The organism is Lysinibacillus parviboronicapiens (genome assembly GCF_003049605.2).
Lineage (GTDB): Bacteria > Bacillota > Bacilli > Bacillales_A > Planococcaceae > Lysinibacillus > Lysinibacillus parviboronicapiens.
In genome coordinates this window covers 4,790,424-4,814,213 of record NZ_CP073713.1, presented here as the reverse complement: position 1 = coordinate 4,814,213, position 23,790 = coordinate 4,790,424, and the positions used below count along the sequence as shown (strand labels likewise).

24 protein-coding genes are annotated in these 23,790 nt (G+C 37.4%); 20 read left to right on the top strand and 4 right to left on the bottom strand.

The features are described from left to right. Positions 1-148: 148 nt before the first annotated feature. The 3 genes from C9J31_RS23410 (at position 149) to C9J31_RS23400 (ending at position 2,545) form a co-directional block, all read left to right on the top strand. Complete coding sequence (locus tag C9J31_RS23410; RefSeq protein ID WP_054768478.1) at positions 149-910, top strand: ParA family protein; 762 nt, start codon at positions 149-151, stop codon at positions 908-910. After that, positions 903-1,751 carry a ParB/RepB/Spo0J family partition protein gene (locus tag C9J31_RS23405; RefSeq protein WP_107951478.1) on the top strand — a complete coding sequence of 283 codons (849 nt, stop codon included), beginning with the start codon at positions 903-905 and terminating at the stop codon, positions 1,749-1,751. The genes C9J31_RS23410 and C9J31_RS23405 overlap by 8 nt, the downstream gene beginning before the upstream one ends. Before the next feature lie 77 nt (positions 1,752-1,828). Beyond that, positions 1,829-2,545: a DUF554 domain-containing protein gene (locus C9J31_RS23400; RefSeq protein WP_107951477.1), complete on the top strand. Its 717-nt coding sequence runs from the start codon at positions 1,829-1,831 to the stop codon at positions 2,543-2,545. On the opposite strand, the gene yyaC is transcribed toward C9J31_RS23400, so the two are convergent. After that, positions 2,462-3,094 (bottom strand): spore protease YyaC, encoded by a 633-nt coding sequence (gene yyaC, locus C9J31_RS23395; protein WP_107925955.1) that lies wholly within the window; start codon positions 3,092-3,094, stop codon positions 2,462-2,464. The two genes, C9J31_RS23400 and yyaC, sit on opposite strands and share 84 nt — an antisense overlap. A gap of 93 nt (positions 3,095-3,187) precedes the next feature. On the opposite strand from yyaC, the gene C9J31_RS23390 reads away from it, so the two are divergent. The 4 genes from C9J31_RS23390 (at position 3,188) to C9J31_RS23375 (ending at position 6,211) form a co-directional block, all read left to right on the top strand. After that, positions 3,188-4,069, top strand: a complete 882-nt coding sequence (locus C9J31_RS23390) for a mechanosensitive ion channel family protein (protein ID WP_054768477.1) — start codon at positions 3,188-3,190, stop codon at positions 4,067-4,069. Further along, positions 4,070-4,270: a DUF951 domain-containing protein gene (locus C9J31_RS23385; RefSeq protein WP_107925957.1), complete on the top strand. Its 201-nt coding sequence runs from the start codon at positions 4,070-4,072 to the stop codon at positions 4,268-4,270. A 276-nt stretch (positions 4,271-4,546) separates the two neighbouring features. Then, entirely contained in the window at positions 4,547-5,647 is a 1,101-nt protein-coding gene (gene ychF / locus C9J31_RS23380) for a redox-regulated ATPase YchF (protein WP_107951476.1), read from the top strand. A gap of 132 nt (positions 5,648-5,779) precedes the next feature. Continuing rightward, positions 5,780-6,211 carry an acyl-CoA dehydrogenase family protein gene (locus C9J31_RS23375; RefSeq protein WP_107951475.1) on the top strand — a complete coding sequence of 144 codons (432 nt, stop codon included), beginning with the start codon at positions 5,780-5,782 and terminating at the stop codon, positions 6,209-6,211. Positions 6,212-6,221: 10 nt separating this feature from the next. Here C9J31_RS23375 and C9J31_RS23370 read toward each other — a convergent pair whose 3' ends face one another. Then, complete coding sequence (locus tag C9J31_RS23370; RefSeq protein WP_107925963.1) at positions 6,222-6,797, bottom strand: DUF3267 domain-containing protein; 576 nt, start codon at positions 6,795-6,797, stop codon at positions 6,222-6,224. Positions 6,798-6,971: 174 nt separating this feature from the next. On the opposite strand from C9J31_RS23370, the gene rpsF reads away from it, so the two are divergent. The 8 genes from rpsF (at position 6,972) to C9J31_RS23330 (ending at position 15,129) form a co-directional block, all read left to right on the top strand. Next, positions 6,972-7,262, top strand: coding sequence for a 30S ribosomal protein S6 (rpsF, locus tag C9J31_RS23365; RefSeq protein ID WP_054768474.1), 291 nt, complete (start codon positions 6,972-6,974; stop codon positions 7,260-7,262). 36 nt (positions 7,263-7,298) lie between these two features. After that, on the top strand, positions 7,299-7,868 hold the full coding sequence (ssb, locus tag C9J31_RS23360; protein WP_054768473.1) for a single-stranded DNA-binding protein: 570 nt from the start codon (positions 7,299-7,301) through the stop codon (positions 7,866-7,868). Between the two features lie 47 nt (positions 7,869-7,915). Then, positions 7,916-8,152 carry a 30S ribosomal protein S18 gene (gene rpsR, locus C9J31_RS23355; RefSeq protein WP_024364646.1) on the top strand — a complete coding sequence of 79 codons (237 nt, stop codon included), beginning with the start codon at positions 7,916-7,918 and terminating at the stop codon, positions 8,150-8,152. 397 nt (positions 8,153-8,549) lie between these two features. Beyond that, positions 8,550-9,491 carry a YybS family protein gene (locus tag C9J31_RS23350; RefSeq protein ID WP_107951474.1) on the top strand — a complete coding sequence of 314 codons (942 nt, stop codon included), beginning with the start codon at positions 8,550-8,552 and terminating at the stop codon, positions 9,489-9,491. 12 nt (positions 9,492-9,503) lie between these two features. Next, the gene (locus C9J31_RS23345) at positions 9,504-11,477 is read left to right on the top strand and encodes a DHH family phosphoesterase (protein WP_107951473.1); all 1,974 of its coding nucleotides are present in this window, start codon (positions 9,504-9,506) and stop codon (positions 11,475-11,477) included. Next, positions 11,474-11,920: a 50S ribosomal protein L9 gene (gene rplI, locus C9J31_RS23340; protein ID WP_107925967.1), complete on the top strand. Its 447-nt coding sequence runs from the start codon at positions 11,474-11,476 to the stop codon at positions 11,918-11,920. The genes C9J31_RS23345 and rplI overlap by 4 nt, the downstream gene beginning before the upstream one ends. Positions 11,921-11,933: 13 nt before the next feature. Then, positions 11,934-13,292: a replicative DNA helicase gene (dnaB, locus tag C9J31_RS23335; protein WP_107951472.1), complete on the top strand. Its 1,359-nt coding sequence runs from the start codon at positions 11,934-11,936 to the stop codon at positions 13,290-13,292. Between the two features lie 547 nt (positions 13,293-13,839). Further along, entirely contained in the window at positions 13,840-15,129 is a 1,290-nt protein-coding gene (locus tag C9J31_RS23330) for an adenylosuccinate synthase (protein WP_054768471.1), read from the top strand. Positions 15,130-15,344: 215 nt separating this feature from the next. Here C9J31_RS23330 and C9J31_RS23325 read toward each other — a convergent pair whose 3' ends face one another. Both C9J31_RS23325 and C9J31_RS23320 read right to left on the bottom strand, forming a co-directional pair. Beyond that, positions 15,345-16,205: a YitT family protein gene (locus C9J31_RS23325; RefSeq protein ID WP_107925971.1), complete on the bottom strand. Its 861-nt coding sequence runs from the start codon at positions 16,203-16,205 to the stop codon at positions 15,345-15,347. After that, positions 16,195-16,866 carry a YitT family protein gene (locus tag C9J31_RS23320; protein ID WP_238602211.1) on the bottom strand — a complete coding sequence of 224 codons (672 nt, stop codon included), beginning with the start codon at positions 16,864-16,866 and terminating at the stop codon, positions 16,195-16,197. The genes C9J31_RS23325 and C9J31_RS23320 overlap by 11 nt, the downstream gene beginning before the upstream one ends. A gap of 332 nt (positions 16,867-17,198) precedes the next feature. On the opposite strand from C9J31_RS23320, the gene C9J31_RS23315 reads away from it, so the two are divergent. From C9J31_RS23315 to C9J31_RS23295, 5 genes are all read left to right on the top strand, one after another. Next, positions 17,199-18,665: a M23 family metallopeptidase gene (locus C9J31_RS23315; RefSeq protein ID WP_107951470.1), complete on the top strand. Its 1,467-nt coding sequence runs from the start codon at positions 17,199-17,201 to the stop codon at positions 18,663-18,665. Positions 18,666-19,077: 412 nt separating this feature from the next. After that, a complete protein-coding gene (yycF, locus tag C9J31_RS23310; protein WP_107951469.1) occupies positions 19,078-19,791 on the top strand; it encodes a response regulator YycF in 714 nt (237 codons plus the stop codon). A 5-nt stretch (positions 19,792-19,796) separates the two neighbouring features. Next, the gene (gene walK / locus C9J31_RS23305) at positions 19,797-21,662 is read left to right on the top strand and encodes a cell wall metabolism sensor histidine kinase WalK (RefSeq protein WP_107951468.1); all 1,866 of its coding nucleotides are present in this window, start codon (positions 19,797-19,799) and stop codon (positions 21,660-21,662) included. Further along, a complete protein-coding gene (locus tag C9J31_RS23300; protein WP_107951467.1) occupies positions 21,659-22,981 on the top strand; it encodes a YycH family regulatory protein in 1,323 nt (440 codons plus the stop codon). The genes walK and C9J31_RS23300 overlap by 4 nt, the downstream gene beginning before the upstream one ends. After that, the gene (locus tag C9J31_RS23295) at positions 22,968-23,789 is read left to right on the top strand and encodes a two-component system regulatory protein YycI (protein WP_054768467.1); all 822 of its coding nucleotides are present in this window, start codon (positions 22,968-22,970) and stop codon (positions 23,787-23,789) included. Before C9J31_RS23300 ends, C9J31_RS23295 begins: the two co-directional genes overlap by 14 nt. The last annotated feature ends 1 nt before the right edge of the window (position 23,790 follow it).

Sequence of the window (23,790 nt, the reverse complement as noted above, 5' to 3'; positions counted from 1 at the left end):
TCTCCTTTTTTGTATATATTCTTAATATTTTATACAACTCTGTTGTGTTTTTTTGATAGAATGAGAGTTAAGATAGCGGTATTAAACAATGATTTTACAAATGGATTTGTCAAAGCAAACTTTGATAGATGAAAGCAGGTGCTTTTAAATGGGTAGAATTATAGCAATCGCCAATCAAAAGGGTGGCGTAGGTAAAACAACGACATCGGTCAATTTGAGCGCTTGTCTAGCATACTTAGGAAAGAAAGTGCTATTAATTGATACAGATCCACAAGGCAATACAACAAGTGGACTGGGCATTAATAAAGGAGAAATACAAAGTTGTATCTATGATGTGTTAATTGACGATGAAAATGTTGAAAATGTCATTCAAGAAACAAATGTAGAAAACTTGTCTATTGTTCCCGCGACTATCTCACTCGCAGGGGCTGAGATTGAATTAGTGTCAACAATTTCACGGGAAGTACGTTTAAAGCATGCACTACAAGATGTAAAAGAGCAGTTTGATTATATTATTATTGATTGTCCACCCTCATTAGGACTTCTAACTATTAATGCTTTAACGGCATCGGATGCACTTATTATTCCCGTTCAATGCGAGTATTACGCATTAGAGGGATTGAGTCAATTATTGTCCACAGTACGTCTAGTGCAAAAGCATTTAAACCAGCAGTTATATATTGATGGAGTATTATTGACGATGCTTGATGCACGGACGAATTTAGGTTTACAAGTTATTGATGAAGTAAAAAAATACTTTCAAGATAAAGTATATAAAACAATTATTCCTCGTAATGTGCGACTAAGTGAGGCGCCTAGCCATGGTCAGCCTATTATCATTTATGATGCAAAATCAAGAGGTGCGGAAGTGTATTTAGAGATGGCGAGGGAAGTGATTAAAAATGGCTAAAGGTTTAGGGAAAGGCATTGGAGCGTTGTTTCCGGGAGAGTCCCTAGAACAAAGCGGACAAGTAGAAGAAGTACAATTAGAGCAAATCGTTGCAAACCCTTTTCAGCCACGCAAAATATTCGATGAAGAAACATTGCAAGAATTAGCAGACTCTATTCGAGAACATGGTATTTTACAGCCAATTGCGTTACGAAAAAAGGCTAGAAAATATGAGATCGTTGCAGGGGAACGTCGTTTTAGGGCGTCACTGATAGCCGGTTTAGATGTGATTCCAGCAATTATTAAAGAGCTAACAGATGCTCAAATGATGGAATTAGCGATTTTAGAGAATCTTCAACGTGAAGATTTAACCGTTATTGAAGAGGCTGAAGCTTATCAAAGTTTAATGGAGAATCTACATTTAACACAAGAAGAGCTATCCAAACGCTTAGGGAAGAGCAGACCACATATAGCCAATCATGTTCGTTTATTAGCTCTGCCAGCTGATGTTCGTGCCCTGATGAATGAGGGGACATTATCAATGGGGCAGGGGAGAGCATTACTGGGCCTAAAAAATAAAAGAAAAATTCCCGAAGTTGCAGTTAAGGTAATAAAACAGGGCTTAAATGTTCGCCAAGTGGAAATGCTTGTGCAAACTTTAAACGAAGAAGTTTCACGTGAAACAGTGCAGCCGAAGAAAAAGGATATATTTGTTGCGGCTAAAGAATCGCAATTACGCGATTATTTTGGAACAAATGTCCAAATTAAAAAGGCCAATAATAAGGGGAAAATTGAAATTGAGTTTTACTCTGAAGATGATTTAGAGCGTATTTTAGAAATTTTGAATTTACAGGAAGAATAGAAAAAAATTCCTATAATGTAATCAGAGCGCCAAAATACTAGGCGCTCTCTATTTTTCTAGAGAGGGAAGGCTAGATTGTGGTATTACTAGGGGCATTAATTAATGCATTGCTCATTATAGCAGGTGCATTAGTGGGACGTATTTTTAAAAATATTCCTGAATCAATGAAATCTACCGTATTATCGATTATTGGTTTAGCGGTTGCCTTATTAGGGATAAAAATGGGCTTTGTAAGTGATAATTTTATTATTTTAGTGGTAAGTCTAGTAGTAGGTACTGTAATAGGAGAATGGTTAGATTTAGATAAGCAGATGAATCGACTAGGCCAGTGGGTAGAGTCATTATTCAGTAAAAATCGCACGGATGACAATCAAATTAGTATCGCTGAGGGCTTTGTCACTGCCTCGCTAATATTTGTTGTTGGATCGATGGCCGTAATAGGTGCGCTCGATAGCGGTTTACGCAATGATCATAATGTGCTAATAACGAAAGGAATTATCGATGGTTTTACTTCCATTATTTTAGCATCCACTTTAGGTATCGGTGTACTGTTATCTGCAGTGCCCGTATTCATTTACCAAGGGATAATTGCCCTTTGTGCAGGCGTTATAAGTGCTTATATTCCAGATGTAGCACTACAAATGTTCATTACAGAAATGACCGCTGTTGGTGGTGTCATGATATTAGCGATTGGCTTAAATATAGCAGGCTTAACCAAGATCAAGGCTGCTAACTTGCTGCCGGGTATTGTCGTTGTCGGTATTATGGTCGGCGTCATCTATCCTTTTCAATGAATAGCGATGTGCAGCCAGTAGGAGTGCTCTAGAAAGTTTTTCAGCCATTGCATAAGAGATATGCAGCCTTGTATTTTGTAAAACAAGCATTTCCATAAAGCCTCCAATATTGACAATCCCTTTAACGGAGATGTCGCCGATTGGGGGCAATTGTTTTTTTACAGCCTTCCCAGGCAAAATAGGTCCGTTCTGTACAGCGATATGGCCAATATTATGTTCACTTCCGAGACATGCATCAATCGCAATGATGAAAGGTTTCGTAGTATGATGGTGTAGCTGTTGTAGTGTGGCATCTAAATTCAGGGCATGTAACGGATCTTCCAGAGATCCTACAACTTCATAGGGAAAACTAACGGATTTTTTTAGAAAGCTACCTGTTAAAGGTCCAAGTGTGTCACCTGTACAACGGTCACTACCAATACAGCAAAAAATTAGGCGCTCGTGTTGAAAAGGTATATATTCTAAAAATAATGTACTCAATTGCCAAACAGCATTTTTACTTTCATGATGAAGCGAATAAGGTAGTACTAAATCTGGTATAGTATTCATAAAAAAACTCACTTTCCTTTTTATTTGTAAGAAGTGCTCAATTTTTATGCAGTATACGCAAATTTTTAGCAAGTTATTCAAGAGGTGGTAATAATGGAATTTAACACAAAAATGCTGGAGAGATATTACAATAAACTGACATCAGAAGCATTCTGGGAGAAGGTTGTTGATGCAACTGTTGAGATTGCATTAATCTTAATTGTATCGTTGATTGTTGTACGTTTAGGTAAAAAGTTTATCAATAAGGTGTTTTTATTACGTATGCGTTCACCGCTGAACCACTCAGAGCGTCGTCAACGCACAATTGCTAGATTACTACAAAGTGTCATTTCTTATGTGGTGTATTTCTCAGCAATTATTGCAATTTTGTCCTCATTAAATATTAAAGTTGCAGGTCTACTTGCTGGAGCTGGGATTGTCGGTTTAGCTGTCGGTTTTGGTGCACAGAGTTTAGTGAAAGATGTTATTACAGGGTTTTTTATTATTTTTGAAGACCAATTCGGTGTAGGGGATTATATTAAGATTAATGCTGCAGAAGGAACCGTTGTAGAAATTGGTCTCCGTACAACGAAAATTAAAGGTGCAACAGGGGAGCAGTTTATTATCCCTAATGGATCAATTGGAGAAATCATAAATTATTCTGTAAACAACTCTAAAATATTTATAGATTTACAAATGACAACAGATGCGAATTTTGAAAGGGCTGAAGCCATTATCAATAAATATTTAAGTACACTTCCTGAAGTACATGAAGAATTGGTGGCAGTACCTGCATTTTTAGGTGTGCAAAACGTCAAAGGTACCGAGGTAACCATTCGTATTGCTGCGGAAACATTGCCACAACAACAATATGGAGTGGCACGAACTATTCGTCGTGATGTGACGAAGTTATTTGAGGAAAATAATATTCCAATGGCCTATCCAAACATGATGCTGTATGGTAATAGTGGAAAAGAAGAAAGGAGAAACGAATAAATGGAAGCAAAACAATTTGGTTTGAATGATATTGTTGAAATGAAAAAACAACATCCATGTGGCACAAATGAGTGGAAAATTATTCGTATGGGTGCGGATGTACGCATTAAATGTGAAGGGTGTCAGCACAGTGTGATGATTCCACGTCGTGAATTTGAGAAAAAAATGAAAAAAGTGTTAAAATACGCGAATGAAGCTTAACTTTAAGGTGAATTAGACTTTTTAATAGCGAATCAATATAATAGATAAGGTTATAAAGTGAATCATGAATTACTGATGCTGCCGATTATAGCTAAGAATGCTAAGTCTTGTGGCTACGCCTTATAGTGACCGACATAATGTTGGTCTGTAGTAGTGGGTGCTTTTAGGTTAGTAAACGCCCACTTAATCAGCTTGCGTAGTATTCATTATGCAGTGGTTCTTAGTACCGGATGAAAGAGCAAATTTGAACAGAACATAGAAAGGTTGTGTCCATGCATGGCATTAACAGCTGGAATCGTTGGTTTACCGAATGTTGGAAAATCGACATTATTTAACGCAATTACAAAGGCAGGAGCATTAGCTGCTAACTATCCATTCGCAACGATTGATCCGAATGTAGGTATTGTCGAAGTACCAGATACGCGTTTAGATAAACTAACTGAATTAGTAATACCTAAAAAAACAGTCCCAACGGCTTTTGAGTTTACGGATATCGCTGGTATCGTAAAAGGTGCATCTAAAGGAGAGGGTTTAGGGAACAAATTCCTTGCTCATATTCGAGAAGTAGATGCCATTTGCCAAGTCGTACGTTGCTTTGTAGATGAAAACATTACGCACGTATCAGGTGGAGTTGATCCGATAGACGATATTGAAGTTATTAATTTGGAACTGGCACTTGCTGATTTGGAATCTGTTGATAAACGTATACAGCGCGTAAGCAAAATGGCAAAACAAAAAGATAAAGATGCAATGGTGGAAGAACCAATCCTTCTAAAAATTAAAGAAGAACTTGAGAACGGTAGACCAGCTCGTGCTGCTGAGCTTTCAGAGGATGAGCTAAAGGTTATTAAAGGTCTACATCTATTAACAATTAAACCAATGCTTTATGTTGCCAATGTTTCGGAAGAAGAAGTTGCAGATGCAGATAATAATGAATATGTACAAAAGGTACGTGAATATGCATCAGCTGAAGGTGCTCAAGTAATTACAATTTGTGCAAAAATTGAAGAAGAAATTTCAGAGCTTGATGATGAAGAAAAAGCTATGTTTTTAGAAGAGCTAGGTATTAAGGAATCAGGCTTAGATCAATTAATCCGTACTTCTTATGATTTGCTAGGACTGGCAACTTATTTCACAGCGGGTGTACAAGAGGTACGTGCATGGACATTCCGTAAAGGCATGAAGGCGCCACAATGTGCTGGTGTTATTCACACGGACTTTGAACGTGGATTCATTCGTGCGGAAACAGTTGCTTTTAACGATTTAGTAGAGGCTGGTTCTCAGGCTGCAGCTAAAGAAGCAGGTAAAGTACGTCTAGAAGGTAAAGAATATATCGTACAAGATGGCGATATTATGTTATTCCGTTTTAACGTCTAACAATTGGTGAAAGGGCAATCTCAAAAGATTGTCCTTTTTTGGCTATATAATTATCTGAATTTTCATTTTCTAAGGAGGCGTATTATGAATATATATCAAATCAAAGATGTGGTTTAGACATAGAGCAACAAGGTGAAAAATAGTTATGGTCATTGGGTACATAGCTTTCCATTTGGTGCTTTTGCTGAAGCTTCCTTTTTAAGTGTTTGTCTAGGTATAACAGATAATTTTTTAGAAGAGGCATCAATTTTAGTTAAACAAAAAAACAATGAAATACAGCTGTTGTTCATAAGGCAGCAACTAAAGCACTTTAAACAGATTGAAACGCAATTTTATACGATGTTGTCTGCATATTGGCAGCAACATAAGCAAGGACATCAGTTAACCGACGAAGAGTTACAGCACTTTTCACAGATTAACAAAGAAAGTGCTGTAGCTTGTGTGAATATTGCTAATAGCATAATTCGAAGCCTTGGTATGGATGCAATAATAGAGACATCTACGATTAATCGTATTTGGCGAAATCTGTGCACGGCGGTTCAACATGGGTTTTTAACACCATAATTTTGGCCCATTAATCCTGTTTGGATAACTCTTTTTTGTGTGTAGGATACACATATAGCTTTGGGTATTGAGGATCATCCTGTACAAGCGCATCTTTTGGGTATTTACGTAATTCTTTGTACATGGCAAAATCGCCAACAGCTCCTGCTATTAAAAAAGCACCAACTAGTAGCAACACAGTACTGTTGAAATAAAATCCGGCAATTGTCGGTAAGATACCAGTTGTCCAAAATGGTAGCAACAATGCTTTTTTCATTGCATGATTAGGTAGTGGCTGATCAGTTGTTGCATAAGCCACACCAAGTTCTAAATTAACCCCATATTTCAAGGATTTAAACGGCACACCACCAAAGAGCATAAAGCCAATGAGATGAGAGGTTTCATGGAGTATAATAAGTACAATGTAGAGGACGACAAATAATATGCTCGCACTAAACGTCCCCCAAAATGAAAATTGGAAATCTTTTAAACAAATATATTGTATGGCTATAAATAATATGACAAGACCAGTCGTGACAACAATATTATCCATCATTAGTTTTTTTATATCTAATTCAATCACAACAGGTTGCTTATCTGGTAGCATAAAAACGCCCCCTCTATGAACTTACTTACATATATTATATCCAATGAATTCTTTGATTGCGACTTGAAAGACATATATCTATGTGTTACAATTCATTGATGTGAGTAATAATTATTACTTGCTCCTTGCTCCCTGTAAACAGGAGAGCCTGAGTCCATAAGGAGGTGTAAACAGATGAGAAAATACGAATTAATGTACATCGTACGTCCGAACATTGAAGACGAAGCGAAGAAAGCTTTAGTTGAACGTTTCAACGAAATCTTAACTTCTAACGGTGCTGAAGTCATCGAAGCAAAAGAGTGGGGCAAACGCCGCTTAGCTTACGAGATCCAAGACTTCCGCGAGGGTTACTACCAAATCGTAAAAGTAAACGCTACTTCAGAAGCAATCAACGAATACACACGTCTTGCTAACATCAGCGAAGATATCATTCGTCACATTGCAGTGCGCGAAGAAGCAAAATAATTTTAAACAAAATGCTGAAAAGGAGGTTGTATTCTGATGATAAACCGTGTCGTACTAGTTGGAAGACTAACAAAAGATCCCGAGCTACGCTACACACCAAATGGTATTGCGTCTACTCGATTTACAGTTGCTGTAAACCGTACATTCTCAAACCAACAAGGTGAAAAAGAAGCAGATTTCATAAGTTGTGTTGCTTGGCGTAAACAGGCTGAAAACTTAGCGAACTTCATGAAAAAAGGAAGTTTGATTGGAGTAGAAGGTCGTATCCAAACAGGCAGTTATGAAGGACAAGATGGTAAGCGTGTATATACAACTGATGTTGTGGCAGATAGCGTACAGTTTTTAGAACCTCGTAGTGGTGGAGGTGCTCCAGCATCTAACCAATACGGTGGACAATCTTACGCAAATAGCCAACCGTCATATGGCGGTGGTCAACCACAACAACAGTTTGGTGGCGCAGCGCCTCAGCAAGGTTCGTTTGGCGGCGGTTCTTATCAGCAAAACCAACCACCAATGAATCAGCCGAACTATACACGTGTAGATGAAGATCCTTTTGCTAACAGCAAGGGACCGATTGAAGTATCAGAGGATGATCTTCCATTCTAATTCTTTTATCTACAAAAACTATAAACTTATAAGGAGGAGACAACACTATGGCACCACGTCGCGGAGGCCGCAAACGCCGTAAAGTTTGCTATTTTACATCTAATAACATTACGCATATCGACTATAAAGATGTGGATTTACTTAAAAAATTCATCTCTGAGCGCGGTAAAATTTTACCACGTCGCGTAACTGGCACTAGCGCTAAGTACCAACGTAAATTAACTTCAGCTATCAAAGTTTCTCGTATTATGGGATTACTTCCATTCGTATCTGAAGACAAATAAGATTGATGTCGCCAGGGGTTAGACCCTGCATCAATTTCTAAACCAGCATATTTCGATATTCGTATCGGGATGCTGGTTTTTTGTTGTTACTAGCACTCCTTAAACATATTTTTAACTTTAGGAAGAGGACTAGTTATTATGTTTGCAGTTTCAGATATGTAACTACTACGGCAAATGATGAGGCACATTCGAAATGGAAAAGGATTTCGATTTTCTACAAAAAAAGCCCTATGAATGGAAGAAATTTTGTAAATGTGTGTGAACGACACTTTAGCCATTTGTTCTACAAAATTAAGCACGAAGTAAGTAGTTGTTCTTAGTGTTTTTTGTTCAAGAACGTGAAAAAATGGTACAATAAAGTTTAGAAAGTTTGACTGAACAAAAAGGAAGGTTTTTAATGCCGAATAATCAAACCAAAGCGCTTGTACAAGGCTCAATGATGGTCGCAATTTTTACGATATTAATGATTATCTCTGCGTATATCCCATTTATGTTTATGATAGCCTTATTATTTGCTCCATTACCGATTGCTTGGTATAGCGCAAATTACAAGCGTTCCTCATCAATGCTCGTAGCTGTTGTAGGCTGTATTTTAACTTTTTTAATGAGTGGCATTACTATGCTACCGTTCGCCTTTACCATGGGCTTGCTTGGAGTAGTAATAGGTAATGCGATTCACCTAGAGAAAAGCAAACTTTATTTACTCATGTCATCAGGTATTGCTGTACTGTTATCAACTGCGCTAGTCTATCTTGCTTATGTGCGTTTAGCAGGCATTAACATGATTGATATGAGTTTGGACATCGTTCGTGAAAATTATGAGCAATCGAATGAGCTCGCTAAAAGTATAACTGGGCAGGTAGCGATTCAACCAGAACAATTAGAGGTAATGTTTAGAACAATTGAACTGACAATCCCTGCAGCAATAACGATTTTTGCATTTATGGTAGCATTCATTATAATTACATTGAATTTACCTATTTTAAAACGCTTAGGTCTAGCTGTGCCAAAATTTCCACCATTTCAGAATATGCGTTTACCACGGTCTGTTTTATGGTACTACATGATTGTTTTATCCATTAATTTATTTATACGTCCAGAATCTGGAACAATGTTAGATATAATTGTTTTAAATGTGTCTTATATTTTATGGCTATTATTAATCCTACAAGGGATTTCCTTTATCCATTATTTCATGTCCAAAAAAGGAATGCCAAATGCTGTGAAATGGATCGCCAGTTTATTAGCTATACCATTATCATCATTCATGATTTTACTAGGTATTGTGGATTTAGGTTTTGACGTACGTTCACTTGTTAAAGGGAAGACTAAAGACTAAGGGGCTGATCTCATGGGGACTTTTAGAAAACGACCAATCCGCTATCCGCTTTTTGTTCTTTCTATTTTTGGCATTGTGACGTTCGTACTTCTATGTATTTGGAATATTGGAATAGGACTCGGTTATGGAGTAGGTTTTGTTCTGATAATGGTTTATACATGGAAAGTTGAACAGGTTACTTTTGAAGAAACAGAAAAGCATATCGAGTCCATTTCCTTCCGCATGAAAAAGGTTGGAGAGGAAGCATTGCTTGAAATGCCAATTGGCATTTTGCTAGTGAATGAACAATTTGAGATTGAATGGTCGAACCCATATATGCAAGGCGTCTTAAATATGGAGACATTAGTGGGCGAAGGGATTGTTAATATATCTGATGATATATATGTGCTGATGAAGACCGAAGAAACAAAGGAAGCAACTATTACCCTTCGTGACCGTAAATATCGAGTGTTCTATAAAGAAGAAGAGCGTTTGTTATACTTCTTTGATGTAACCGAGCAAATAGCGATTGAAAAACAGTATTTCGCAGATCGTACAGTTATTGCAATTTTATTTGTGGATAATTATGACGAAATTACGCAAGCGATGGACGATCAACCTCGTAGTTTAACAAATACGATGGTGACATCGATTGTTAATGATTGGGCTGCGGAACATGGAATCTTTGTAAAACGTATTACATCGGATCGTTTTTTAGCGGTATTAAATGAATCAATTTTAACAGAACTTGAAAAGAAAAAATTTGCTATTTTAGATACAATTCGTGAAAAAACAGCACAGAAAAATCTATCATTAACGCTTAGTATTGGTGTTGGTGCAGGCTCATCTTCCTTGGTGGAACTTGGTGAGTTAGCACAATCAAGTCTTGACCTCGTTTTAGGTCGCGGTGGTGATCAGGTAGCCATCAAGCAACCTACAGGGAAGCTCAAATTCTATGGCGGAAAAACGAATCCTGTAGAAAAACGTACTCGTGTTAGAGCGCGTGTCATTTCACATGCGCTGCGTGATTTGATCCAAGATAGTGATCAAGTGTTTGTCATGGGACATAAGAATCCTGATATGGATTCCATTGGTGCCTCTGTAGGTGTACGTAAAATGGCACAAATGAATGATGTAAAAGGCTATGTCGTTATCAACTTTGACGAATTAAACGGCAGTGTAACGCGTTTAATGAATGAAATTGAAAGAAAGTCTGATTTCTATGAAAACTTCTTAACACCAGAAGAGGTTGCAGCAAAAATGACGGAAAAATCCTTGCTCGTTATTGTTGATACACATAAACCAAATTTAGTGATAGATCCATATTTATTAAAATTAGCAGAAAAGGTCGTTGTTATTGACCATCACCGCCGCAGTGAGGATTTTATAGAAAATCCAACACTGGTTTATATGGAACCATATGCTTCATCCACAGCTGAGCTGGTGACAGAGTTATTAGAGTATCAGCCTAAACGTGCAAAAATTAATATGCTAGAAGCCACTGCATTACTAGCTGGAATTATTGTCGACACAAAGAGTTTCACACTGCGTACAGGTGCTCGTACCTTTGAGGCAGCTTCTTATTTACGAACGAACGGTGCTGATACAGTTTTAGTCCAACGTTTATTAAAAGAAGATGTGGATACGTATATTGAACGTTCGAAAATAGTGCAAACGGTGAAGTTCGTGAAGCCAGGTGTTGCCATTGCTGTAGGTGAAGATTCGAAAGTGTATGATTCTGTCTTAATTGCACAAACGGCAGATATTTTACTAACAATGAAGGATGTTAGTGCTTCATTTGTCATTGCACACCGTTCAGATGGCTTGATTGGCATTAGTGCAAGATCACTTGGAGAAATCAATGTCCAGCTTATTATGGAAAAGCTCGGCGGTGGCGGACATTTAACGAATGCAGCCTGCCAAATTGAAGCTCTTACTATTGATGAAGTGAAAAAATATTTAGAAGAGGCCATATTTGAGGTACTCGAAGGGAGTTCAGAATCATGAAAGTAGTATTTTTAAAAGACGTTAAAGGAAAAGGGAAAAAAGGGGAAATTAAAAATGTAGCAGATGGCTATGCACAAAATTTCCTTATAAAAAACGGCTTTGCTGCAGAAGCTAATGCACAAGCTATGAGTCAATTAGAAGGTCAAAAAAAATTAGAAGAAAAAAATGCAGCAGCAGAGTTAGCTGAAGCACAAGCATTGAAAGAAAAAGTAGAGACTTTAACAGTGGAGCTAAAAGCAAAATCAGGTGAAGGTGGCCGACTATTTGGTTCGGTTTCTACAAAGCAAATTGCTGATGCACTACAAAAAGTACATGGCATTAAAATTGATAAACGTAAAATGACTTTAAATGATGGAATTCGTGCATTGGGTTTTACAAATGTACCTGTGAAACTACACCATGATGTAACAGCGACATTAAAAGTACATGTGACGGAAGAATAAGGGGCGACTATCCATGAGCGAACCGATGATGGACCGCGTTCCACCGCATAACCGGGAAGCGGAGCAATCGGTTATCGGTGCAATTTTCTTAGAACCACAAGCTTTAATTACGGCATCAGAAATTCTTCTAGCAGATGATTTTTATCAAAATGCACATAAGAAAATTTTTGAAACAATGCTGCGCTTAAGTGATCAGGGAAAAGCGATAGATGTTGTAACAGTTACTGAGGAATTATCAGCAAAAAAAGAGATTGAAGACGTTGGCGGGCTATCTTATATACTAGAGCTCGCCAATGCTGTCCCTACGGCTGCTAACGTTGCCCACTACGCTAAAATCGTAGAAGAGAAAGCTTTATTGCGTCGTTTAATACGAGTAGCTACTAAAATAGTGGAAGATGGTTATACACGGGAGGACGAAGTAGAGGCACTACTTGGCGAAGCTGAGAAGAAGATGATGGAAGTTGCCAATCGTAAAAACGCAGGTGACTTTAAGCATGTCAAAGACGTCTTAGTAGAGACCTTCGATAATATCGAGCAGTTACAATCACGTAAGGGCGATGTAACGGGTATTCCTACAGGTTTCCGTGATTTAGACCATATTACGGCTGGCTTCCAGCGTAATGACTTAATTATTGTGGCGGCGCGTCCTTCTGTAGGGAAAACTGCCTTTGCACTTAATGTTGCGCAGAGTGTAGCAGTACAAGCACGTGAAAATGTTGCTATATTCTCGTTAGAGATGGGTGCAGAGCAATTGGTTATGCGTATGCTTTGTGCAGAAGGGAATATTGATGCCCAAGTTTTACGTACGGGTGCTTTAACAACTGAGGATTGGGGTAAACTAACTATGGCAATGGGTAGTTTATCGAATTCAGGTATTTTTATTGACGATACACCAGGTGTACGTATCAATGAAATACGAGCAAAGTGTCGTCGTTTAGCACAAGAGCATGGCCTCGGTATGATTTTAATCGACTATTTACAGTTAATTCAAGGTAGTGGTAAACCAGGTGAAAACCGTCAACAGGAAGTATCAGAAATTTCGCGTTCATTAAAAGGATTGGCGCGTGAATTAAAAGTACCTGTTATCGCTTTATCACAGCTTTCTCGTGGCGTTGAGCAACGTCAAGATAAGCGACCAATGATGAGTGACTTACGTGAATCGGGAAGTATTGAGCAGGATGCCGACATAGTTGCATTCTTATACCGTGATGATTACTACGATAAAGAATCTGAAAGTAAAAATATGATTGAAATTATTATTGCTAAACAACGTAACGGCCCGACCGGTACTGTAACTCTTGCATTTAAAAAGGAATTCAATAAATTTATTAACGTGGATTGGTCACAAATGCCACCGCCACCACGTGATTAGTTATCCCGCATTAACGTTCAGTAAGAGGCCATCTCTAGCAAGACCACAACTGATCGTAAAAGCCCGATTGGTTCAACTAACAAGCAGTGGGATAAAGAAAACCCACTGATTGGAGTTTCACTTTATCCCGCATTAACGTTCAGTAAGAGGCCATCTCTAGCAAGGCCACAACTGACCGTAAAAGCCCGATTGGTTCAACTAACAAGCAGTGGGATAAAGAAAACCCACTGATTGAAGTTTCACTTTATCCCGCATTAACGTTCAGTAAGAGGCCATCTCTAGCAAGGCCACAACTGATCGTAAAAGCCCGATTGGTTCAACTAACAAGCAGTGGGATAAAGAAAACCCACTGATTGAAGTTTCACTTTATCTGGAAATGAGATAATATTCATATCATTCCGTCATTAAACACGAACGTTAAATCATGGCAATTGATTTTATGTTCGTGTTTTTGACTATTTTTTGTTGACTAGGGGTTTCTATCATTGTTACAATAATTAACGCTTGATAAATGAGATGCAGTAAGTATCTAACGGAGGTGCTGATTATGACATCAGTTGTAGTTGTAGGAACACAGTGGGGAGATGAAGGGAAAGGCAAAATTACCGATTTCCTTTCACAAAAGGCGGATGCAATCGCTCGTTTTGCAGGTGGTGATAATGCAGGACATACCATTAAAATTGATGGTGAAACATATAAACTACATTTAATTCCATCGGGTATTTTCTATAAAGAAAAAACATCAGTAATGGGAAATGGTATGGTTGTTAATCCAAAGTCGCTTGTAACAGAACTAAAAGGACTACAGGAGCGTGGCATTGAGACAGATAATCTTCGCATTTCTAATCGTGCGCATGTTATTTTGCCATATCATATTAAACAAGATATCGCGGATGAAGAAAGCCGTGGCGATAATAAAATCGGTACAACTTGTAAAGGAATTGGTCCATGCTACCAAGATAAAGTAGCACGTATCGGAATCCGTATGGCTGACCTGTTAGATAAAGAAATATTTGAAGAAAAACTACGTCATAATTTAGCCATTAAAAATAAATTATTCGAGAAATTTTATGAAGTTGAAGGTATTTCATTCGAAGAAATTTTCGAGGAGTATTACGGCTATGGGCAAGAAATTGCTAAATATGTAACTGATACTTCTAAAATTTTAAATGATGTATTAGATGAGGGCGGTAAAGTATTATTTGAAGGAGCTCAAGGAATTTTACTTGATGTCGATCAAGGTACTTACCCGTTTGTTACTTCTTCAAATCCTGTTGCAGGTGGAGTAGCTATTGGTGCTGGTATTGGCCCATCACTCGTTTCTAGTGTCATTGGTGTATGTAAAGCTTATACGTCACGTGTAGGAGATGGCCCATTCCCAACAGAATTATTTGATGATGTTGGTCAGCAAATTCGTGAAGTTGGTCGCGAATATGGTACAACAACGGGACGTCCTCGTCGTGTAGGTTGGTTTGACACGGTTGTCGTACGTCACTCACGTCGTGTAAGTGGTATTACACATCTTGCGCTTAATTCAATCGATGTTTTGTCTGGTTTAGAGACAGTAAAAATCTGTACAGCCTATAAATATAAAGATGAAACGATTACAGAATATCCAGCCAATCTTCATATTATCGAACAATGTGAACCTATTTATGAAGAACTTCCAGGATGGTCAGAAGATGTAACAGGTTGCCGAACACTAGAAGAGTTACCAGAGAATGCACGACGTTACGTAGAGCGTGTGAGCGAACTAACAGGCATTCAAATTGCTACCTTCTCTGTCGGTCCTGCTCGTGAACAAACGAACGTTTTAGTAGATATTTGGGAAGCATAATTTTAAAAGAAAGCAATGGTACAGACACCATTGCTTTCTTTTTCATATTGTGGCCTTTCGTGAATTTTGGTGAGCACATGCATCATCTGGAATAACATTGGATTATGCTAAAAATACAATATAAACGTAACTTATAAGCTGCTAATGATATGTAGAGAAGACAAAAGACGAGCTATAATAATGGCCCGTCTTTTTGTGATTTATATCCTTTTTAATTAGTGAATGTCTCGTTTTTTGAAATTTCCTCCCTTAACTTCTACTACTTCATATACTGTAACAAAAGCAGTTGGGTCAATTTCATGAATAATTTGTTTTATTTTACTATCTTCCAAACGATTAATGACACAAGAGATTTCCTTAAATTGTTGATTGGAATAAGCTCCTTGAACAATTTTAAATGTTGCCGTTCGTCCTAATCGGTCGCGAATTGTCTCTACCATTAGTTCGGGCTCGCTTGTGATAATATTAAAGGTTTTAGAACCACTTAAACCTTCTTCAACGATATGAATTACTTTGGAAGCTATAAAGTACGCAATTGCCGATAGTATTGCACCCTGTAAACCGAATACTGTTGATACAATAATGAATACAAAGAGGTTTAAAAAAAGAATTAAATCACTCGTACCAAATGGTAATTTTCGAGAAAGTAATACGGCAAGCATATCAATACCATCTAATGCCCCACCATTACGCAACGCTAGTCCCATACCAAAACCGATGATAATACCACCGACAACAGTCACTAACAGCGTATCCCCTTCTATAATTGTAGGTACATGATGCATAAGGCTTGTACCGATTGCAAGAGAGAGAATACCAATTACTGAAAAGATAGCAAAAGTTTTACCAATTTGTTTATATCCTAAAAATATGAATGGAATATTAAGCACTGCAATTAGAAGTCCTAATGGTAATCCGAATAATTTTGAGCCAACGATACTAAGACCGGTAACACCACCATCTGATACATTATTTGGGATTAATACTGCTTCTAATCCATACGCAGCTATCAACCCGCCAATAATAATCATGAAAACTCTTGTTGCGAACTTTACCCCTTTACGCTTATTTGCCATAATTTACACCTGATTTCTTCGTTAATACCAAATATTGGTTGTCTACATATAAAGAACGTAAAAATATCCTTCCTTCAATAATCTTAGATTTGAATCTCTGGGTAACACTAAACATGGTGTGCTTCACAAAACCAACTACCATACATAAGTTAAAAATGGTTATAACTTTGCCGACCGAGAGTGCTAATTTTTCGTTATATAAATTCACCAAAATCGCTGTATCGTCTATAGTACCATCAGAGCGAACAATACTAACACCAATTCCTAAAATCATGCCTCCGAATACTAGTAGTATATCTTTTGTATATGGGTCTAAATTATGTAGGAGAATTGTTGCCACGGAGAGTATAGTAATTCCAATTCCGATAGAAAGCGCATGTGTTTTACCAAGCTGTTTATAGCCTAAAAAGATAACAGGTAAGTTTAAAACGAAGATGAAAATACCAAGTGGTAAACTTAATAAATGTGAAGTGATATTAGAAACAGTAATGATTCCACCATCCATGATGTGGTTGGGCACTAAAAATAACGCTAGTCCTACGACCATTACAACAGCACTAAGGATAACCATAATAGTTCTGATTATAAGTCTGCGGGCTTTATTCTTTTTCTGTGGCTTCTCTGCTTGAGATGCTAGTGCAGAGGTCTGTGAATCACTCAAATCAATCGCTCCAATCAACTAGTGTAGTAACCTTATTCTATTTTATCGAAATATGAATCAAGTAAAAAGTAATAAGTCTAAATACTGTCTAGAATTTAAGTAAAAAGTATAAAATTGTTTAAAAACCTTATTAATTGAATATAAATACAAGAGAATAGCAACAAACAAAAGCCGGAGTTATGTAACAATTAGTAGATAAATAATACATTTTCATTACAAAAGGGAGAAAATATTCACTCAATATTTTCTTTATGGTACATTATAGTGGTGCAAAAAAAACCCTTGTGGGTAAATAAACCTATAGTAGGGTAAAGTTGGAAGGGGCTTTATTGATGAGTTCGTCTTGGAATAACAAAGAAGAAAACAATAGATTCACCTACAATTTTTCTTCTTTTAAAAAGGTATCAATTATTGCAGTGTTGATGGCAAGCTTAACGATTAATATGGGGTATGCCAAAGAAATTAATCATAAAGAAGCGTTACATAAAATCTACCACGTTTATGTCGACAATAAATATATGGGTGCTGTATCTGATGACAAAGCTGTTAAGGAAATCATTGCATCAAAAGAAAAAGAAGCAAGTAATCAGTACAAGGAATACGCCATAGATGCTGACTCAGCTGTGAAGATAATACCAGAGCAAGTGTTCAGTAATGAAACAAAGGATATAGAAACATTGGAGAAGGTTGAGCAAGCTCTAGTAGCACAAACGCCAGCTTTTTCATTATTAGTAGATAACAAGCCCATTGCTAATTTAAAAGATGCTAAAGCTTATGAAGAAACTGTTCGTATGTTGAAACTACAATATGTTTCACCGCAAGAGTTAGCTAGTTTTCATGCGGACCAACAAGCGATGAATGGTTTACCAGCTTTACAATCTGGTGAAACGCGAATCTTAGATATTTCCTTTAAACAAGGAGTTACAGGTGTCACAAAAAAAATAGCGCCTAACGCTATACTAACGCCTGAGGACGCAGTGAAATTATTAATGACAGGCTCCGTCGAACAAGAAAAATATAACATCCAATCTGGTGATGTATTAGGATCAGTTGCAAAAAAACATGACTTAACAACTGCTGAGTTATTAGCTTTAAATCCTGGTATTACCGTGGATACAGTATTGCAAATAGGACAAGCGATTAATGTCACTGTCGCCAAGCCGTTTGTAACAATTGCTGTAAAGCAAGAAAAGAAAGTTACAGATACAATTCCGTTTAAGAAGGTTATAAAAGAAGACCCAACGATGTATAAAGGGGAATCAGTTATAAAGCAGCAAGGTGTTGACGGTAAAAAGGAGACATCCTATTTATTAACATCTGAAAATGGTACACGCACATCAAAAGTAGCATTAGAAGAAACAATCATACAGCAGCCTGTTGAGGAAATCGAAATTGTAGGGACAAAGGTTATTTCTTCTCGCGGGACAGGTGATTTTACTTGGCCAACAGTAGGTGGCTATATTTCGAGTCAAATGGGCCAACGTTGGGGTGCCCAACATCGAGGTATCGACATTGCTCGCCCTAGCAACTACAATATCCTTGCAGCAGATAATGGTGTTGTTGTAGCAGCGGGGGTTTCAGGTAGCTATGGAAATCGTATTGTTGTTAATCATAATAATGGCTATACGACTTTATACGGACATTTATCTTCTATTGATGTAAAGGTTGGACAAGTTGTTGAAAAGGGTTCAGTTATTGGAATTATGGGTTCTACTGGAAATTCAACAGGTACACATCTACATTTTGAAGTTGAGAAAAATGGTGCGCTTGTGAATCCTTTATCTTATGTTAGTCGGTAATTAACTTGTATAAAAGGCAGTCCAAACGCTGGGCTGTCTTTTTGCATATAACTATAAAAAAGTTGTTATTTCCCAAGAAATATAAGTGATTTTATTCGGCGAAACTCTTAATTTTATGTAAAAAGTTACACTTAGTATGTAATAATCTCAAGTAATTGAGGGATTAGAGTAATTGTCGAAAAGATAAACTAATCATGAATAATGCATGGAAGCTAAAAGCATGTTAGAGTTAAGAGTAGTGACTTTTAACTTCATTGAATAAAGTTGACTAGCTTTTTCCGTAAATATCCACACTGTCTTTCTGTACGGAAACAAAGCGACGAGACAAGTGTTAAATACCCTAAAATAAAATTAATAATTTACACACATTGTTTTACAATAGAATAGAGGAATAGCGAAAGGGAGAGAATGGATGAACAAAACGATATTAGTTGTTGACGATGAAAAACCAATCGCAGATATTTTACAGTTTAATTTAATTAAAGAAGGCTACAAAGTTATTTGTGCATATGATGGAGATGAAGCGCTAGAGAAGGTTGAGGAAGAACAGCCAGATCTAATGCTATTAGATATAATGTTACCAAAGCGCGATGGTATGGAAGTTTGTAGGGAAGTGCGAAAAAAATATGATTTTCCTATTATTATGCTGACGGCAAAAGGCTCTGAGATTGATAAAGTATTGGGCTTAGAGATGGGCGCAGACGATTATGTAACGAAGCCATTTAGTACACGGGAACTGATTGCTCGTGTGAAAGCCAATATGCGTCGTTTACAAGTAGTGGCTCCAGCTACAGAAGAAGCACAGGAAGAATCAAATGAAATTGTTGTAGGCTCTCTTGTTATTCAGCCGGACGCTTATTTAGTGATGAAGCGAGAAGAATCAATTGAACTTACGCATCGTGAGTTCGAACTATTACATTACTTAGGTAAACATATAGGACAAGTGATGACACGTGAGCATCTTTTACAGACCGTATGGGGTTATGACTATTTCGGTGATGTACGTACTGTGGACGTAACGATTCGTCGTTTACGTGAAAAAATAGAGGACAATCCAAGTCACCCAGCGTGGATTGTGACACGGCGTGGTGTAGGTTACTATTTACGAAATCCTGAACAGGAGTAAACGGAATGCAGAAAGTGAGCTTCTTTAAATCAATTCATGTCAAGCTAGTGCTTATTTATATATTACTAATCATGCTAGCTTTGCAAATTATAGGCATCTATTTCGCACGTGAATTAGAGCGAAATTTGAAGAGTAATTTCCAAGAATCCATTTTTCAACGTGTCGATTTGATGCAATATAGCATTCGTGAAGAAATTTTAAAAGAACGCGATGAAAGTATGCCAAAACTTGAGGAAAGTCTAAAGTCTATCGTAAAGGAATTCTCTACGGGCTTAAAGGATGTTTCAACTGGCGATATTTTAGAGATTCGCGTCATAGATAGTCGCCAGCGTATACTCGCAACCTCAGAAGTAGAGAACCAAAATTTGATTGGGCAACGTTCGAATACGGACATTGTACGTCGGGCAATTTCAGCAGAAACGTTATTTGATATTATAAAAATTGACAATAAAACGCGTGATCGAGTATGGGTGGTAGCAACGCCAATTCGTGATGGTGCAGGTCCTGATGATGAAATTATAGGGGTACTCTATATCGAATCAAATATTGAATCAGTTTTTGAACAAATGAATGATATTAACCGTATTTTCTTGGGCGGAACAGCGATGTCCTTAGTCATCACTATCTTCTTAGGAATTTTAGTGGCTCGTACAATTACACAGCCAATTGCTGATATGCGAAAGCAGGCACAGGCAATGGCAAAAGGGAACTATTCACGTAAAGTACGAGTTTATGGGACAGATGAGATTGGGCAACTTGCTCTTACCTTTAACCATTTGACGAATCGCTTGCAGGAGGCACAATCGACAACAGAGGCAGAGAGACGTAAGCTCAATTCGGTGCTAAGTAATATGACAGATGGTGTAATTGCCACTGATCGTAAAGGGCGTATTATTCTTATTAATGACCCTGCACTAGAATTACTGCATATTTCAAGAGATATTACACTAGGTCGCCCAATTGCATCTGTTTTAGGCATCGATCAGGAATATAGCTTTGAAGATTTAATTTACATGAATGATGCAGTAAATTTAAATTTCAGTACGGCAGATGCTCCATATATATTACGCGCGAATTTCTCAGTTATTCAAAAAGAGACGGGCTTTATCAATGGTCTTATTACCGTGCTACATGATAACACGGAGCAGGAAAAGATTGAAATGGATCGTAGAGAGTTTGTATCCAATGTTTCACATGAACTACGAACACCATTAACAACGATGCGCAGTTATCTAGAGGCATTAGCTGATGGAGCTTGGAAAGATGAAAATATCGCACCGACATTTTTAAATGTTACACAAACAGAGACTGAGCGTATGATTCGTTTAGTCAATGACTTATTACAATTATCTCGTATGGATAGTGCGGATTATGAGTTGAATAAAGACATTGTCCTATTTAATTCATTCTTTAATCGCATCATCGATCGCTTTGAAATGTCTAAGTCAGATAAGGTAGTATTTGAACGGTTATTTCCAGAGGCATCTTATTATGTTGAAATTGACACTGATAAGGTGACACAAGTTATCGATAATATCATTTCCAATGCTATTAAGTATTCACCCGACGGTGGTAATGTACGCTTTGGCTTTACTGTTCAGGGCAATATGTTGAAGGTTATGATTTCCGATGACGGCATGGGGATTCCTAAAGAAAATGTCGGTCGCATTTTTGATCGTTTTTACCGAGTAGACCGTGCACGTGCACGCTCAATGGGTGGAACAGGTCTTGGTCTAGCTATTGCACGGGAAATGATTGAGGCACATGGCGGGAAAATTTGGGCGGAAAGTGATGAAGGTCATGGTACAACGATATTCTTCACATTACCATATGATTTAGATGAATTTGACGAGGCGGGTGAGTGGGAATGAAATATATAGAACCAGTTAAATCTGCTGTTTTATTTCTACTTGTGATGTTGAGTGTTGTGTTGACCTTTATTATTTGGACATATACGCCAGATTATAAATTTATTGAACAAACAGAAGGCAAAGAAATCTTAATTGATGCACAAAAAAATCTAGAAGATGTCATCAAACCTTATAAAGCTATTTATCGAGCTGAAGATGAATTTACCGGAACTGTATCGAATAGCGCTATGAAAGATATTATGAATGCTTTTAAGGGCTGGAACATTCTTGAGTTGGTGCGTGTTAATAATGAAATTTCATCAGACTATGTCAATGAGCTGATTCGGGCAAATAATCGTATGACAGTCTTTTTTGCTGGGGAGATTCCATTCTCAGCATTTAGCTCTATCTTTCAATTTGCTGATAAGGAACTACCAGAAACAACCTTCAATCGTATGATTATAGATTGGAGCCAATACAACAATAAAGAATTACAAATATTTTTCGTAAGTAGCAATAACAAATCACTGCTACGTTCACATGTAAGTATTGCAAATGCTCACCAGTTTGTAAGTGATATTGTTGAACCATCAAAGCAGTATGGTGTATTTAAAGAAGTAGAGCGTGATGGCTATACGTCACTTTATGTAGCCAACGATAAAATCGAATCTGTAAAGTATACGTATTATATAGTTGATTTACCACTTGAATCATTTAAAAATGTGTTATTTACAGATCCAAATATTGTACAGAGCAATGTTGAAAGTTCTACATCTGAAAAGTATACAGATGGCATGTCCCTAATGACCATCGATAAGAGATTAAAATCCTTGAACTACGTGTATCCAGCTGCAGAAAGTAGTGAACGAACAGAGCCGTCAAAACTATTAAATAGTAGTTTTGAATTTATCAATGAGCATGGGGGCTTCACAGCGGATTATCGCTATGTATCAACAAGTACAAGTAAAAATCAATTGGATTATCAACTCTATTTACAGGGATACCCGGTATATAGCGATCAGGCAACAACCCGCATTACAACTGTTTGGGGGGACAATCGCATTTTCCGTTATAAACGACCATACTTTTCATTAGATATGGATATTTCGGAACAAGAGATTAAGGAATTACCTTCTGGAGCAGAAATAGTAGAAAAAATTCATACGCTTAATAATATTGTATTATCGGATATAGATGAAATTGTCTTGGGTTATTATTTAACGAAAGAAGAAAACGAAAGTTTATTTAATTTAGAGCCAAGGTGGTTTGTTATACGCAATGGTGCATGGATTTTATTGACGCCTGATATGCTAGGGGGTGTCAAAAATGGATTGGAATAGAACAAAATCCATTTTTATTATGGTTTTTCTAATCCTCAATATTTTCTTATATTGGTTGTACGTGAGTCGTTATAACGAGGCGCAAAACGTAGAAATATCTGGTGAGAAAACAATTGGGGTTCGTTTAGAAGATGATAATATTACGTATGGGGCACTCCCAAATAGTATAGAATCGGCTACGTACATTTCTGGCAAAGTCCATAATTTCACCCCCGCTGAATTTGTTAACTCAAATCATCAAGTGGATCTCTCCGTTGAAACGAGAGCGCGCGTTATTCTGGAAAGTCCTGTGAAATTACGAAATGTAAATGATGATACGAGCTTTACAGAATTTGCTCAAGCGCATATTAAAGAGGGTACTTCTTATGCATTATGGAAGGTAGACCGTGAGGAACGTGTCGCAATTTTCTTCCAAAAAACAAATAATCGAATGCTTTATTACAATAAGAGTGGTTTATTAAAAGTACGATGGAATTCAAACAACGAAGTAACAATGTACGAGCAAACAATGATTGATAGTATTGAAGAGATGGAGCAACAAGAAAGCGTCATCCCACCTCTTCAAATTCTACAGACATTATATGCAAAAGGGCTGTTAAAGCCAGATTCGCGAATTACGCAAATGAAGTTAGGCTACTCGACACTTGTTTATTTAACTCGAACACAGGTACTTGTTCCAACATGGGAAGTACGCGTGAAATTATCGGATGGAGAAACAGAAGAGTACTTTGTCAATGCTGTTGAAGGTAATGTTATTGAAATCCAAGGGGACAAGCAAGAGGGCGAAGAAGAAGACTGGGGAGTTTAGT